The organism is Aedoeadaptatus acetigenes (assembly GCF_025566985.1).
Lineage (GTDB): Bacteria > Bacillota > Clostridia > Tissierellales > Peptoniphilaceae > Aedoeadaptatus > Aedoeadaptatus acetigenes.
Genome location: NZ_JAOQJD010000004.1, coordinates 96,777 through 112,738, shown reverse-complemented (window position 1 = coordinate 112,738; position 15,962 = coordinate 96,777). Strand labels below are relative to the sequence as shown.

Annotated in this window: 14 protein-coding genes and 1 tRNA gene; all 15 read left to right on the top strand. The window is 49.7% G+C overall.

The window, feature by feature from the left end:
- The first annotated feature begins 1 nt into the window (after window position 1).
- A complete protein-coding gene (locus tag OCV31_RS03150; RefSeq protein ID WP_148472532.1) occupies window positions 2-1,144 on the top strand; it encodes an acyl-CoA dehydrogenase in 1,143 nt (380 codons plus the stop codon).
- A gap of 15 nt (window positions 1,145-1,159) precedes the next feature.
- Window positions 1,160-1,957, top strand: a complete 798-nt coding sequence (locus OCV31_RS03145; RefSeq protein ID WP_148472530.1) for an electron transfer flavoprotein subunit beta/FixA family protein — start codon at window positions 1,160-1,162, stop codon at window positions 1,955-1,957.
- Between the two features lie 28 nt (window positions 1,958-1,985).
- Window positions 1,986-2,996, top strand: coding sequence for an electron transfer flavoprotein subunit alpha/FixB family protein (locus OCV31_RS03140; protein ID WP_148472528.1), 1,011 nt, complete (start codon window positions 1,986-1,988; stop codon window positions 2,994-2,996).
- A gap of 136 nt (window positions 2,997-3,132) precedes the next feature.
- The gene (locus OCV31_RS03135; protein ID WP_148472526.1) at window positions 3,133-3,513 is read left to right on the top strand and encodes a DUF488 domain-containing protein; all 381 of its coding nucleotides are present in this window, start codon (window positions 3,133-3,135) and stop codon (window positions 3,511-3,513) included.
- A 97-nt stretch (window positions 3,514-3,610) separates the two neighbouring features.
- Window positions 3,611-3,805, top strand: coding sequence for a cupin domain-containing protein (locus OCV31_RS03130; RefSeq protein WP_267303776.1), 195 nt, complete (start codon window positions 3,611-3,613; stop codon window positions 3,803-3,805).
- Window positions 3,806-3,898: 93 nt separating this feature from the next.
- A tRNA-Val gene (locus tag OCV31_RS03125) sits at window positions 3,899-3,974 on the top strand.
- A 311-nt stretch (window positions 3,975-4,285) separates the two neighbouring features.
- Entirely contained in the window at window positions 4,286-6,670 is a 2,385-nt protein-coding gene (locus tag OCV31_RS03120; protein ID WP_267303775.1) for an MSCRAMM family protein, read from the top strand.
- On the top strand, window positions 6,657-7,325 hold the full coding sequence (locus tag OCV31_RS03115; protein WP_148472519.1) for a class C sortase: 669 nt from the start codon (window positions 6,657-6,659) through the stop codon (window positions 7,323-7,325). Before OCV31_RS03120 ends, OCV31_RS03115 begins: the two co-directional genes overlap by 14 nt.
- 155 nt (window positions 7,326-7,480) lie before the next feature.
- Window positions 7,481-7,924, top strand: a complete 444-nt coding sequence (locus tag OCV31_RS03110) for a hypothetical protein (protein WP_148472517.1) — start codon at window positions 7,481-7,483, stop codon at window positions 7,922-7,924.
- A 151-nt stretch (window positions 7,925-8,075) separates the two neighbouring features.
- Window positions 8,076-10,178 carry a type I restriction-modification system subunit M gene (locus tag OCV31_RS03105; RefSeq protein ID WP_148472515.1) on the top strand — a complete coding sequence of 701 codons (2,103 nt, stop codon included), beginning with the start codon at window positions 8,076-8,078 and terminating at the stop codon, window positions 10,176-10,178.
- A 1-nt stretch (window position 10,179) separates the two neighbouring features.
- Window positions 10,180-11,415 (top strand): restriction endonuclease subunit S, encoded by a 1,236-nt coding sequence (locus tag OCV31_RS03100; protein ID WP_148472513.1) that lies wholly within the window; start codon window positions 10,180-10,182, stop codon window positions 11,413-11,415.
- A complete protein-coding gene (locus tag OCV31_RS03095) occupies window positions 11,416-14,403 on the top strand; it encodes a type I restriction endonuclease subunit R (RefSeq protein ID WP_267303774.1) in 2,988 nt (995 codons plus the stop codon). It abuts the gene before it with no gap.
- A 192-nt stretch (window positions 14,404-14,595) separates the two neighbouring features.
- Window positions 14,596-14,901, top strand: coding sequence for a hypothetical protein (locus OCV31_RS03090; protein WP_148472511.1), 306 nt, complete (start codon window positions 14,596-14,598; stop codon window positions 14,899-14,901).
- Entirely contained in the window at window positions 14,898-15,638 is a 741-nt protein-coding gene (locus OCV31_RS03085; RefSeq protein WP_148472509.1) for a YfjL-like protein, read from the top strand. Before OCV31_RS03090 ends, OCV31_RS03085 begins: the two co-directional genes overlap by 4 nt.
- A gap of 4 nt (window positions 15,639-15,642) precedes the next feature.
- A complete protein-coding gene (locus OCV31_RS03080) occupies window positions 15,643-15,927 on the top strand; it encodes a hypothetical protein (protein ID WP_108831603.1) in 285 nt (94 codons plus the stop codon).
- Window positions 15,928-15,962 lie beyond the last annotated feature (35 nt).

Here is a 15,962-nt window from a genome sequence, read left to right as displayed (position 1 = left end):
TATGGATTTTATTATGGACAAACAACATCTACTGTTGCGCCAACTCTATCGGGAGTTTGCTGAAACAGAAGTAGAACCCATCGCCGGTGACATTGACGAGACCGGCGAACCGCCCATGGAAAACATCAAGAAGATGGCAAAGGCCGGCTTCTTCGGCGTTCCGTTCCCGAAGGAATACGGCGGACAAGGCGGCGATTACCTCGCATACTCCATGCTCGTTGAAGAACTTTCCAAGAAGTGCGCGAGCACGGGCGTTATCGTATCTGCACATACTTCTCTGTGCTGTGCACCGATTTACGAAAACGGTACGGAAGAACAAAAGATGAAATACTTACCCGACTTATTGAGCGGGAAGAAATTAGGCGCTTTCGGTTTGACCGAACCGAACGCAGGTACCGATGCTTCGGGCCAACAAACCATCGCTGTATTAGACGGCGACGAATGGGTATTAAACGGAACCAAGATCTTTATCACCAACGCCGGCATCGCTGACGTATTTGTCGTCTTCGCCATGACCGACCGCAGCAAGGGCAACCACGGCATTTCCGCCTTTATCGTTGACCGCGACGCACCGGGCTTCCGCGTCGGTGAAGCGGAAAACAAGATGGGTATCCGCGCTTCTTCCACTTGCGAATTGATTATGGAAGATTGCCGCATTCCCAAGGAAAATCTCTTAGGTAAAGAAGGCAAGGGCTTTGCCGTTGCTATGAAGACCTTAGACGGCGGCCGTATCGGTATCGCTTCCCAAGCAGCAGGTATCGCTCAAGGCGCCATCGACGAAGCGGTTCAATACACGAAGGAAAGATCGCAATTCGGTAAGCGGTTATCTCAATTCCAAAACACGCAATTCACCTTGGCCAACATGCAAACCAAGGCCGATGCAGCCAGACTTTTGGTTTACCGCGCAGCCGATGCAAAAGGCAAGAAGATTCCCTACGGCCACATGGCAGCCATGGCAAAATTGTTTGCTGCTGAAACGGCATCGGAAGTAACCAACAAAGCGGTTCAACTTCTCGGCGGTTACGGCTACATTAAGGACTACCCGGTTGAACGTATGATGCGCGACGCGAAGATTACCGAAATCTACGAAGGTACTTCGGAAGTTATGCGTATGGTTATTGCTGGCTGGATGGGTGTTAAATAACAGGAGGCGTTTACCATGAAAATTATTGTCTGTGCAAAACAGGTACCGGATACAACGGAAGTCCGTTTGGATCCGAAGACGAATACACTGATCAGAGACGGTGTTCCGAGTATTATCAACCCGGACGACAAGGCCGCCATCGAAATGGCTTTGCGTATTAAGGACGAAAACCCGGGCACCACGGTAACGGTTCTTTCCATGGGACCCCCGCAGGCGGAAGATCTCTTAAGAGAAGCTTTAGCTATGGGTGCCGATGAAGCGATCCTTTTATCCGACCGCGCATTCGGTGGTGCCGATACGTGGGCTACCAGCCAAACCATCGCTGCCGGCTTAAAGACCATCGGCGATTTCGACTTAATCCTCGCCGGACGTCAAGCAATCGACGGCGACACGGCGCAAGTCGGTCCGCAAATGGCTGAACACTTGGGTCTGCCTCAAGTATCTTATGCCGAAGGTTTAGAAGTTGTTGACGAAAACACCATCCGTGTAAAACGTCAATTCGAAGACCGCTACCACTTAATCGAAATCAAGACTCCCTGCGTCATCACCGCGTTGGCTGAACTGGCCGAACCGCGCTACATGACCGTTTCCGGCGTCTATGATGCATACGAAAAAGACGTAACTGTTTGGTCTTTAGATGATGTAAAAGACAATGTAGATGTGTCCAACTTAGGTTTGAAGGGCTCCCCGACGAAGGTTGTTAAGTCCGAAGCAAAACAAGGCAAGGGCGCCGGCGAAGTTCTCCGCGATCTCTCGCCCGAAGAGGCAGCACACGCCATCATCTCCAAGTTGGAAGAAAAGTACTTGATTTAACATTGGCCAAACAAGGAGCGTGAAAGAAATGAGTAAAAATGTATTTGTCATCGCTGAACAGCGAGATGGAGAATTACAAAAAGTATCGACGGAACTTATTGGTAAGGCCAGAGAATTAGCCGACGACCTTGGCCAAGAAGTATACGCCATCTTATTAGGCGAAAACGTCAAGGCAAAAGCCGACGTTTTGATCCACCACGGTGCCGACAAGGTTATCGTCGTCGATCATCCCCTTGTAAAAGAATATGTGACCGAGCCCTACGCAAAGTCCATTTACACCATCGTTCAAAAATACGACCCGGAAATCGTGCTCTTCGGCGCTACCTCCATCGGTCGTGACTTGGCACCCCGTTTGGCCGCTCGTATCCACACCGGTCTGACGGCTGACTGTACAGGTCTTGAAATCGACTCTGAAACCAGATTGCTTCGCATGACCCGTCCCGCATTCGGCGGTAACTTAATGGCTACCATCGTATGCCAAAACTTCCGTCCTCAAATGGCTACTGTTCGCCCCGGCGTTATGACCCCTATGGAAAACGACAACGATCGCAAGGGCGAAGTCATTATGGAAGATGTCGGTTTAACGGATGCCGACATGAACGTCAAGATCATCGAAGTAGCGAAAGAAGAAAAGAAGAAACTCGACATTACCGAAGCCAGAATCCTGGTTTCCGGCGGTCGCGGTCTCGGTGGACCGGAAGGTTTCGACTTGTTGGCTGAATTGGCAGAAGCCATGGAAGGTGAAATTTCCTCCTCTCGTGCTTCCGTCGACGCAGGCTGGATCGAAAAAGCACGTCAAGTCGGTCAAACGGGTAAAACCGTTCGCCCCGACATCTACTTCGCTCTCGGTATTTCCGGAGCCATCCAACACTTGGCAGGGATGGAAGAATCGGGCCTCATCATCGCGATTAACAAGAGCGACAGCGCACCGATCTTTGATGTAGCTGACTTAGGTATCGTTGGTGACTTGCACAAAGTATTGCCGAAATTAATCGAACAATACAAAAAGGCAAAAGCCGCCAAGGAAGAAATCGACTAATCATTTCGTTTCAAAAAGCTCTTACCCCATGGGTAGGGGCTTTTTTTGTGGAACTGACGCCATCCGCCGGGAAGTAGTGTAACAAATGATACGGCATAGGTTTTAAAAAAGAACTAGTATGAACTTGGTGATGATAATGTATCCTATAAAAATAAAACGAGCTTACGAAAAGGCGGATCCCGACGACGGGGCGCGGATTCTCGTGGATCGCTATTGGCCGCGAGGCGTAAGCAAAGAGCGGGCGAATCTCGACAGTTGGGCGAAGGAAGTGTGCCCCTCCACGGGACTCAGAAAATGGTTTGATCACAGGGAAGACCGCTTTACGGAATTTACCGACAAGTACCTCGAAGAACTGAATGGATCGGAAGAGGCGAAAGCGTGGCGCCAATCCGTCATCGACGGCCTGCGCCATGGGTCCGTCACCTTGGTTTACGGTGCCAAGAGTGAAAAAATCAATCACGCCCGTGTATTAAAAGCATGGGTGGAAGAAGCGTTAAATGAAAAGGTGAAACCATGAATATGTTATTTCACGGCGGCGACGTCGCTACACTAAAAGAATGCGTCCACTACCAAGCGAACACCGTCCTCAAAAAGAAATCGCCTGCAATGGAGGCATGAAACTAATTGTGATGGCCTTTGACGGCGGGGAAAAATTTAGTCTACACCGAGCGCCGGGCGATGCCATGCTCATCTCCTTAGAAGGGGAGCCAAATGTCGTTTACGAAGAAACCGCACACATATTGAAGGCCGGAGATATGATTTACTTTGAAAAAGGGGGCCTTCATTCTGTGGAAGCGAGGGAAGAATGAAAATGGCCCTTCTGCTTAAGGGAAAATAACGCTGTAAAATTCTCTTGCCATTTTTGTAAAAGCTTGGTATACTAATAGCTACCGAAACGGTTTGGAGAGTTAGCTCAGTTGGTAGAGCACTACGTTGACATCGTAGGGGTCGCTGGTTCAAGTCCAGTACTGTCCACCAAATTGCGCACCTGAAAGGGTGCGTTTTTTTATGCCCGAAAAGAAAAAGGGAGACGATTGCAAAAATTGCCGCCCGGAAGGGGAAACGCGGATAAGGGAAGGAATATGGCATTTATACACATAAGATAAATAAATCGTGATATAATAAGGGCAACCGAGATGAATTTGGAAAAAGGCTTTATTTGATTATAGAAGGATTGTCCTTTTCGATTAGTGCGGATCGCGGAGCGGAGCATGTACATAGCACTGCGCCCATGGAAACCGTTTCGACCGGCATTCTCGAGCCTTAGTTGTTTTAGAAGGAGTGACGAAATGAAGAGAAAATTAACAGCTCTACTGTTAGCCATGACTTTTGTTTTTGCCACCGTGGCCCCGACGATGGCGGCGAGCAAGCAGGCGAATGCATCGTCAAATAAGACGGCCACTGTGTCTGTGGAAAAGTCGAAGCGGCGTAGGAAACCTTTAGCGGCCGTAAAGAGTCTGTTTTCTGTAAAAGAGGATAAACCCGACGAAGAAAGGGTAGGAGCCGGTAAGAGAAAGATGATGAAGGCACCGGAACCCAAAGGGAAGGATGAGACGCCGGACCCGGAAAAGAAAGAGACGTTTGATATTTACTTTGCTGTACGTAACAAAGATGGTGATTACCTAGACGGTGCTACACTGCTCGTCGTAGATGAAAAAGATCGTTCTAATCTAAAGCCATGGTCGAGCGGAAGAACACCGACTAAACGTAGCTTGGCGGCAGGGAATTACAAATTCCTGCAAGAGGTTCCCATCAGGGGATACAAGTCAGGCGAACCTATAGACTTTACAGTTACCGCTGATGGAAAAGTCGAAGGTGCCGATAAGAATTTAGGAGAATTCGATGGAAAAAATATGCTGGTTATAGAAGCAGCAAAAAAAGATGGTAAAACTTTCTACGGTATAGAGGACAAGGACGGAAAACAAGTAGCCGGCGCGACGTTGCAAATTAAGGAAAAAGGCAAAGAGGCAGCGCTACATGAATGGCCTAGCGGCGAAGGTTTTAAGGTCTATATATTGGACCCCGGAGACTATTTTCTTTTACAAAGTGAAACACCTAAAGGCTACGAGCAAGCCGATCCCATTGAATTTACGATTGATAAAGACGGAAAAATCAGCACCAAGTCCGACAGATTAAAGACCAGTGACAGCGACAATGATCAATATTTGATTCTTGAAGCTAAAAAAGAAACGGGCAAACTCTTCTTCAGTCTTCGCGGCATCGACGGCAAGGAATTGTCCGGAGCAAATGTCATAATAAAACAAGACGGTAAGACGTTTGATGGAACATTTGTAACGAAGGATCAGCCTACTGAATTGCCGCGGGATAAGGGCGAATATGAACTGATCGTTACCAAGTTGCCCGAGGGCTATAAGCTTGAAAAAGACACCATCAAATTTGAAATCAAAGAGGATGGTAAAGTCGTACCTGCCGAAGCGGATAAAGAATATCTGGAAACCAAAGACGGCAACGAAACCCTGTTCCTAAAAGCGGAGCCGATTGAAAAGCAATTTTTCTTCAGACTAAAGGACAGCAACGGCAAGGACATCATCGGGCGGGAACTGCAAATTAAAGACAGCGCAGGCAGGACAATCAAATGGTTTAGCGAAAAGAACGCGAAGGGAATTAACATTTCCGATTTCGCCGACGGCGTCTACGAATTCTCGCAAACCACCGGCCATTCTGCCGCAGAGCCCATTCGCTTTACCGTGGAAGACCAACGAATCGTCGATGCCAGCTACGGCCTGACCAATTTAGGCTCCTATCAAGAATTGGCCCTTGTCAGCAAAAGCGCCAAGCGCGTCGTCACTTTCTCAAGAGTCGATTCCCTCGGCAAAATCCTTCTCGGAGTCGAAATCGAAATCTACAAAGACGGAACCAAAATCGACTCCTGGAAGAGCGGATCCGACCACCACAAGCTGGAACTGGAAGCCGGCGTCTACAGATACCACGAAGCCGCTGTCGTCTTGGGTCACAAAATCGCCAAAGACTTTGAATTCGAAGTGAAAACCGACGGTTCCATCGTCCTCCGCGGCATTCAATTAGGCGAAATGGTGAAACTGAAAGAAGGCGGCCACATCTGCGTCGGCGAAGCGGGCGGCAAGCTCGAGGAAGATCCCAACAAGAAGCCCGAGGAAAAACCGGGACAAAACAATCAAAAGAAACCGACCACCGACAAGAAAGCCCAAGCCAAAAACCACTGGGTTGAATTCGACGTGGCGAAAAAAGACGGCACCCTCCTGGAAGGCGCTGTCGTGGAAATTTACCAAAACGGCAAACTGCTCGAAAGCTGGACCACCTCCAACACGGGCTACAAGACCCAATTGCAACCGGGCAGCTACCGCTTCCACACGAAGACGGCGCCCCAAGGCTATCAACTGGCCCGCGACTTTAACTTTGCCGTAAATCGCGACGGCAGCATTACCCTGGGCAAGCTCCAATCCGGCGACACCGTCACCGCAAAAGACGGCAGAATCGTCGTCTACGGCGATCCCGTCTCCGCGACGGGCACGCGCACGAGCGGCACCACCGCCGCAGCGAGCAACGGCCGTTTGCCCAAGACCGGCGACGGCATCAGCCCCGTGTTCTACGCCGTGGGCCTCGCCGCAGTGGGCGCGGTGATCCTCGGCATCGGCATTAAAAAACGGAGAGAATCCGTCGATGAAGTCAAGTAAACACAAAAACAGACAAGGGAAATTCCTGATACTTCTGGGGATTTCCCTTCTCCTTATCGGGGCGGCGATTCCCGTAAAGGTGCATTTAAAAAATGAAAAGCAGAAAAAGGTCGCCCTGGCCATGGAAGAAGCCATGCTGAAAGAGGCGAGCAAGAAAAAAGCCGCTGCCAAAAAGCCGGCAGCTGCCGAAAAAGATGCCGGTGCGGCGAAATCCCTTCAGGAAGACGCCATCACCTACGAAAACGCCCTGGGCGTGATCCGCATCGACAAAATCGACGTGGTGCTCCCCATATTCGACAACACGAGCAAAAAAAATCTGCTCCTCGGCGTCGGCGTGGTGAAAACCACGGATCCGCCGAGCAGGTCGAAAAACACCATCACCGTCTTGGCCGGCCATCGGGGATCGGGCAAGGGACTGGATTTCTTTTTGCACATCAACAAACTGGAGCCCGGCGACGAAATAAAAATCACCACCCGCAAACAGGTCCTCTACTACAAAGTCATGGGCGATGAGGTGGTGGAGCCCGACGACTGGAGCCGCTTCATTCGCGAAGAGGACAAGACCAAGCTCTACCTCATGAGCTGCCACCCCTATCCGAAAAATAACAAGCGCCTCTTGGTGAAATCGGAACTGGTGGGAATCAGAGATCTGTAAGGAATACAGCCACGGAGAACGCCTCTGTGGCTGTTTTACGTGGGGAAAGAAAAAGAGAGACACGGACATAGGCGGCGAAAGCAACGGCCGCAAACAAGGCCTGTGCGCGCAACGCGCCTATTCGCCCGACCGGTGTAGGTAACAAAGGAGACGACATGACCGACTACAAGAAAACAAAAGACACAGGGGACCGCTTTAGCCTCCACGACGCCCACATCATCGCCATGGACTACGATTACGACAGCGGCGAGCTGCGCCTCCTGCCCCAATACGGCTTCGTGGACACCGCCGCCGATGCCATGGTGGACGGGGAGGTCGTCATCACCGGCGTGTCGGCGGAAGATTCCTATATTTATATCATGGAATACAAAAACGTCTTGACGGGCAATGTGGGAAGCTTCGTCGGCGAAAAAATGACCCTCACCACTTTTTACGACGCCTTCCATTCAAAATTCAAGGCCATGGACATCATGAGCACCTACCACGGCTATAAAAACTGCTTCATCACCGGCTTCCTGAGCCGCGGCGACGAGGCTTTGGAAATCTATATGGACATCTTTTACCGCGGCGATTTCATCTACCGGGTAAGGGAGAAATAAGCATCCATCGGGGAAACCCGGTGGATTTTTTGTAGGGCGAGAGCGTGGCGGATTTGATGTTCTTCTATCTGGAAGTCTATGTTAAAATTAAAATGAAATCGTATGCCATCAACCATTGAAATAGATGAAAGACAAGAGCAGGAGGACGGAAATGGAAGACAATTTATTTACCACCATGGAAGACGAATCCGTGGACATTACTCAGGAAGCGAATTTTATTTGGTCCATCGCCAATAAACTTCGCGGCGCGTACATGCCCGACAAATACGGCGACGTCATCATTCCCATGACCGTCATCCGCCGCTTCGAATGCGTGCTTGAGCCGACGAAAGACAAAGTGGTGGCAACCTACGAAGGAAACAAAGCCTACCCGGCCCGCGCCCTCGCCCGCATCGCCGGAAAGCAATTTTACAACACTTCTCGCTACAATCTGAAAGAGCTGTGCAACGACCCGGATCACATCGCGGCAAACTTTAAGGCCTACATCGACGGCTTCTCCGCCAATGTGCAGGACATCCTCAACGAACTTTCGATCACATCCCATATCGAAAAGATGGACAAGGAGAATTGCCTCTTTAACGTGATCAAAGCTTTTTCGGAGATCGATCTTTCCGAAGAAACCTTCGATTCCATTAAAATGGGCTACATATTTGAAAACCTCATCGGCCGCTTCTACCAAAATGTGGAGGCCGGGCAATTTTACACGGGCCGAGACATTATAAAAATGATGGTCTCCGTGCTCACGGCAGAAGGCACCGACGACGTCTTCGACGAAGGTAAAGTCATTACCATACTGGATCAAGCCTGCGGGACCGGCGGCATGCTCTCTACCGCCTACAGCCACTTAAAACAACTGAATCCCTCGGCGGACATACGCCTCTTCGGCCAGGAACTTATGGGTCAATCCTACGCCGTGGGCTTGGCGGAAATGCTCATTAAAAATCAGGACGCGTCTTATTTCAAACACGCCGACACTTTTAAGGAAGACTGCTTCAAAGACACGAAAATGCGCTTCGTGCTGGAAAACCCGCCCTTCGGCACGCCCTGGAAAGGCGCCGATGCAAAAATCGGCCAGGAAGATGCCGTCATGGAAGACTACGCCAAAGGGGAAAAATCCCGCTGGCCGGCGGGGCTTCCCGCCGGGGGCGATTCCCAGCTCCTCTTTATGCAGTCGGCATTAAACAAAATGGACGATGTTGTGGGCCGCGGTGCCATCATTACCAACGGCTCCCCCCTCTTTAACGGCGGCGTCTCCTCGGGAGAAAGCCAAATTCGCCGCCGCCTCTTGGAAGGCGACCTCATCGAAGCCATAATCGCCATGCCTACGGACCTCTTTTACAATACGGGCATCGCTACTTATGTGTGGATCCTTTCCAAGAACAAGCGGGCGGAGCGACGGGGCAAAATTCAACTCATCGACGCCACGGAAATCTATCATCCCCTGAGAAAATCTTTGGGCAACAAGCGGAGGGAATTTACTGCCGCCGATCGACAAGCCATTACGGAGCTCTACGCCGCCTTTGAAGAAAACGAGCGCAGCCAAATCCACGACAACGAAGAATTTATCTACCGGGAATACACGGTGATGCAGCCCCTGCAACGGGCCTATGCCGTAAGCGACGAGCGGATCGAGGCCTTGGCGGCGTCCGGGGCGCTAAACAGCTTCTACGATCCCAGGAAACACGAGGAGCTGGCAGAAAAGTCGGAATCCGGCGAAGCCTTGAAGAAAACCGAGGCGAAGAATTTAAAGAAATACGAAGAAAACAAAGAAGTCTACGACGAAATCTTCCGCCTGTTGGAGGCCCACGTCTCCGAAGAAAAATTCCTATCGAAAGAAGCTTTCGAACCTTTCTTGCAGGATCTATTAAAGCCCGTGGCCCTGCCTAAGGCGCAATTGACGAAAATTCTCGACGGCCTTTCCGTCATGGACAAGGAAGCGGAAATTCAATTGGACAAGGAGGGAAATATCCTTTACGACGAGGACACGAAAGACACGGAGATCGTCAACATCCAGGAAGATGTGGAAGACTACATGGCCCGGGAAGTGCTGCCCCATATTCCCGACGCCAAGGCCTTTTTCGAAGAAGATCTCACTGCCAAGACGCCGCGGATTAAAAGCGGCGCCGAGATCCCCTTTACCCGCTACTTCTATAAATACGAAGCGCTTCGCCCCTCCGAGGAATTGGCCGAGGAATTCTTGGCACTGGAAGAGATGGTCAACGAAAAGGTGAAAGACCTATTCGAGGAGGTGTAGCGTGGTGCGGAAAATGAAAGATTCCGGCGTGGAATGGATCGGCAAAATACCGGAGGATTGGGAAGTTGAGAAATTAAAATATATAGGCGCTTCTAAAAATGAGACCGCTATTTATAAAAAAGGTGAGCGATTCATAGGTCTGGAACACGTGGACTCTTTTAACGGCAACATTATAGGTCAAGACGTAGATTACGACGAATGTGAAACACCGATTTTTGAAAAAGGCGACTTTTTATTTTCTAAACTGAGACCCTATTTAGCCAAAGGTTTCTTAGCTGAACAAAGAGGTTTTTGCACTAGCGAATTGATAAGGATAAAGTTTAATGAAGAGCAGTATAATAAGTATTACAAATATTTGCTTTTATCTCATAAATTTATCGATTTCGTCAATAGTATGACTTATGGAGTAAAAATGCCTAGAACATCGTGGCAAGAAGTAAGGGAACAAACTTTAACGGTGCCTCCAATACAAGAGCAAGTAATAATAGCGAATCACTTAGACGAGAAGTGTGGATCTATCAACGATGACATAGCCATTATAGAGAATCAGTTATCCGTTCTGGAAGCATACAAGAAGTCGGTGATTACCGAGGCGGTGACCAAGGGGCTGGATAAAAATGCGGAAATGAAGGACTCGGGGTTCCCTTGGATCGGGGAAATCCCCGAGCAATGGAAGGTTTTGCCAAATAAGTACCTGATGGAAAAGGTTAAAATAATTAAGAGCAAATATGAGGGAGAACCAATTTTATCATTGACAAAAAAAGGTGTCATAGTCAGAGATTTAGAAGGTGGGGGAAAATTTCCGACAAGCTTTGATGGCTATCAGATTTTAAGCGAAGGGAATTTATTACTGTGTTTGTTTGATTACGATGTTACCCCAAGGACGGTAGGTAAAATTGAACAAAATGGATTATCAAGTCCCGCATATAGCCAGTATGTAATGAACAACTTGGCTGTACGAGATTATTACTATTATTTCTATTTGATGCTCGACGAAACCAAAGAATTGCTGCATTTGTCAAAAAATCTCAGGAGTTCTTTTAATGAAACGGAATTTGGAGCTATTAAAGCGCCGGTTCCAAGTTTGGGTGAACAAAGACAAATAGCTGATTATCTCGACAAAAAAACACAAGCCATCGACGATACCATCGCCATAAAACGTAAGCAGCTAGCCGTTCTCGACGAGTATAAGAAGTCGCTGATTTACGAGTATGTGACGGGAAAGAGGGAGGTCTAAATGGATTTCATGACCAAAGCGAAAGATGAGCGAAGGGAATTTCAACGAGGATTTGCCGCCCATTTAAGTGAAGAGAACGGCTTTATCGCCAGAGGAAGCCAAAATTTCAACGCCGCCTATGCCATGGACGTGGACATGCTCTTCGAATTTCTCTACGCCACTCAGGAAGAAGTCATGGCGGATTTGGAATCGGTGTTTAAAGAGGATCTGCGGGAAACTGTGGTGAATTTCATTAACGGGGAGATTACGAAAAAGGGCTCTTCCCTTATCGACGTGTTGAAAAACGGCGTGGAGATCGCCAATCGGAAGCTGGAGCTCATGTACACGAAGCCCGCCACGGATTTCAACGAGGATCTCAAAGCCAAGTACGAAAACAATCGCTTCTCCGTCATGGAAGAGGTCTACGCCAAGGCCGGCGAGCGGGTGGATACGGTGTTGTTTTTAAACGGTCTGGCCATTATCGCCATCGAATTTAAAAGCGAGTTCTCCCAGCAAAATTACCGCAACGCCATTAAGCAGTATCGAATGGATCGGGATCCGAAATCCCGCTTATTCCTATGGAAGGCGGGCTGTTTCGTGTGCTTCGCCATGGACACGCAAAATGTTATGATGACCACGAAGCTGAACGGCGAGAAGACCTTCTTTTTGCCCTTTAATAAGGGCAATGGGGTCGGGGTCCATACCGGGGCGGGAAATCCGCCTTTGCAAGACGAGGACCAGGTGTCCTATATGTGGAAAGAGGTGCTGACGAAGGATTCCATTCTCGAGCTCATTAAGAAGTTTATTTTTATCGAGCGCAAAGAGGTGGAAGAGGGGGAGAAGACGAAGATCAAGGAGACGGTGATTTTTCCCCGCTACCATCAATTGGATTTAATCCGAAAGATTCTCGCCGATGTGGCGGTGAATAAGACGCGGCTGAATTATTTGATTCAGCACTCGGCGGGCTCGGGGAAGACCAATTCCATCGCCTGGCTTGCCCACCGCTTGGTTTCCCTTCACGACGAGGCCAACGAAGTGATTTACGACACGATTATTATCGTCACGGACCGTGTGGTGGTGGATCGGCAGTTGCAAAAGGCGGTGACGAGTTTGGATCACGCCCGGGGGCTGATTCGCACCATGGACAAGAATTGCTCCTCTCGGGATTTAAAGGATGCCCTGGAGGGAAACACGAAGATCGTGGCCACCACCATACAAAAGTTTCCCTACATTGTCAGCGAGCTGAAGAATCTAAAGGACAAGCGCTTCGCCGTAATCATCGACGAGGCCCATTCCTCTACGTCCGGGCGGAACATGCAGGCGGTGACCCGCGCTCTGGGCTCCGACGGGGCGGACGTTGAGGATTTCGACGATGTGATTTTGGATGAGTTGAGAAAAACCGGCAAGCAAGAGAATGTGTCCATGTTTGCCTTTACGGCGACGCCGAAGGCGACGACGCTGAGGATGTTCGGTCGCCTGAATCCCGACGGCCATTACGAGGCCTTTCATTTGTATTCCATGAAGCAGGCCATTGAAGAGGGCTTTATTCTCGACGTGCTTCAAAATTACACCACTTACAAAACCTATTACCAAATCAATAAAGAGATCGAAGACGATCCGGAGCTGAAGACCATGGCGGCGAAGCGGCAGATCGCCCGCTTTGTGGAGCTTCACGAGACGAATATTTCTCAGCGTGTTGAAATTATTATTGAGCATTTTAAAAATCATGTCATGGCAGGTTTAGGCGGCGAGGCGAAGGCCATGGTGGTCACTGCATCTCGGCAGGCGGCGGTGAAGTATAGGCAGGCTTTCGAGGACTATGTGGCGAAAAAGGGCTACGATGATATTCACGCCCTGGTGGCTTTTTCCGGCAAGGTGCAGTTGGACGGGGACGAGAAGGTGTACACGGAGGTGGGCATGAATCAAATGAGCGAAGATTCTGTGCCCGGCGCCTTCGATTCCCGTGAGTACAATGTGATGATCGTGGCCAACAAGTATCAAACGGGCTTCGATCAAAAGAAGCTATCGGCTATGTACGTCATGAAGCGGCTGAAAGGGGTCAATGCGGTACAGACTTTATCCCGCCTCAATCGGGTGTGTCCGCCTCATGACAAGAAGGTATTCGTTCTGGACTTTGCCAATTCTTACGAGGAGATGGAAAAGGCCTTTGCGCCTTATTACACGACGACGCTTCTGGCCAATGATTTGTCGGCGAGCAAGATCAAGGAGCTGTTAATCAGTTTGGACGGGTACTACGTCATCGATGCCTTGGATGTGGAGCGTTTCGACGAACTGATCTTTAAAAAGGGCAAAACGACCCTTTCCTCCGGCGAACAGCGGTCTTTGGAACGATGCCTCATGTCTTCTGTCGGTCGCTTCAACGAGTTAAGGGAAGAGAAGCAACGGGAATACTTGACGAAGCTGCGAAATTTCAAGCGCTTCTACGAGTATTTGATTCAGGTATCTTGCTTTGAAGATCCCGATGTGCACAAGTTTTATATCTACATCACTTACTTCTTGAAGCTTCTCTCCATCGACGATGCCGGCGACGGCTTCGACTTGAGGGGGAAGGTGAAGATCGATCGCATCCAACAAATTAAAGGGGAAACTCGGGAGAATGAACCGATCACGCCCGAGCCTTTCGTGTCTCTTCCCGTGGCGGAGCCCATTGTGCTTCCCGGGGACAAGCGGGAGCTGTTGTCGGAAATTATTGCGGAGATTAATGCGAAGACCGGCTCCGATTACGATGTGGATCTGGCCATAAATGCTGCAATGCAGATTCGCGACATTATGATGAAGTCCGACGACTTAAAAACTTCCGCCAAGAACAATACGGAGAGTGATTTTAAATTCTCTTACTTCTCCAATGTGGAGGACGCTTTGATTCAGGGTCTGGGACAAAACCAGGGCTTTTTCAGCTATCTCTTGGATCATCCCGAGGTGCAGAAGGATGTGCTGGGGATTTTCCTCAGCGAGATTTATAAGAGCTTGCGGGCAAGCGGAGAATAGAGTTTATCGCACAGATACGAATCGCCGAACAATTGATGAAGGCAAGGGCACCGGAGGCGGTGCCTTTTTCCTTGGGAACAATTCCTTTACAATGTGGGTGTTTCGTCTAAGAATGGCGAGAGACCGATCCATTAATTTTCTCCGGCGGGTATAATGAAGGAAAGAATCGTTGTGCAAGTATTTGGAGGCGCTATGAAGGTTTTTAAAAATATGGTTCCCTTTCTTGTGGGAATCGTCGCGGTATTTTATCTTTTGCCTCTTTTTATGAGGAACACGGCGGGCGCGATGATGGTCTTGCTCTTTGCCATGCCCGTCCTTTGCCTCGCCATTTCTTTCGCTTACGGCAGGATGCGTGGCTTTCATGTGCTCTATCCTTTGGCGGTGTGTTTGTGTTTCTTGCCGTCGATTTGGATTTTTTACAATGAATCGGCCTTGATTTACGTGGCGATTTACGGCGCCTTGGCCCTTTTGGGTAGTTTTTTGGGAGGCCTGCGATGAAAAAACATGTTGATAAGATTGCCTTCGGCATTATCTTTGCCATCGCTCTTGTCGTGCTGAATGCCCTGTACGGCAACCCTGTTTCGAAGGCTTTGGCGGAGCGGGGGGCGGACAAGGTGATCGCGGCGAAGTATAGCGATTTGGATTTGTCTCGGGAGAAGGTGTTTTATAATTTTAAGCAGCCCGAGTATGTGGTGCATTTGCAGGACAAGAACAGCGAGGATTCGGCCTTTGAATTGTGTTTCGATTCCTTCGGTCGCCTTAGGGAGGATACATACGGCGAACGCATTTTTAATACGATGATGCGCTTTGACGATGCCATTCGCGATCACGGCCGCGGGCTGGAGAAGGCCTACGACTTTCCCTATCAGATTACCTTATCTTTTTGGGACAAGGTGGATCCCAGGGACTATTTGACGGTGGATCAGCCCGTGGACATGAAGCATTTGCCCTTTAAGCTGCAAGCGCAGATAAAGGGCGTGGGGGACGAGGTTGCGGCGAAAGCGGCCATGGCCGTGTTGCAACGGGCTCAGGGGATTATGGATGAAGAAGGCTTGAATGTGACTGCCTATACCGTCGACCTGACTTCAGAAAATAGAGTGAACGAAAAGGGCGAGGCGCAAAAGCCGAAGGATGAATTTTTCGCAATGGATATACCGCAGACGGTGGTGCGGGAAGGGGATGTGAAGGCCCTGGAAGAATTGGCGCAGAAACAGATGACGGAAGGAAAGGACTGAGACGATGTGGCTCGTATTCGGCGTCGGCGCCGCGGCGTTCGCCCTATTCAATCTCGTAAAGCTCGACAAGCATCGGGAAATCTTTCGTTGGGCGAGCTTGTCCCTCACGGCCCTGGCCCTCTGCGCTTTTTACGGTGACGGCGCCGCCCGAGTCGCCCGTGGCGATTGGGGCGGGCTTATGGACACCATGCCCACCTTGAGCCGCGCCCTGTGGATTCTGACCATAGTTTCAATTGTGCTGAACGGGATGGATCTTTTTAAAGAAGGCGGTTCTTCACAAAGTAAATGACTCACGAAAGCTCGCTGATGCGGGCTTTTTTGTTG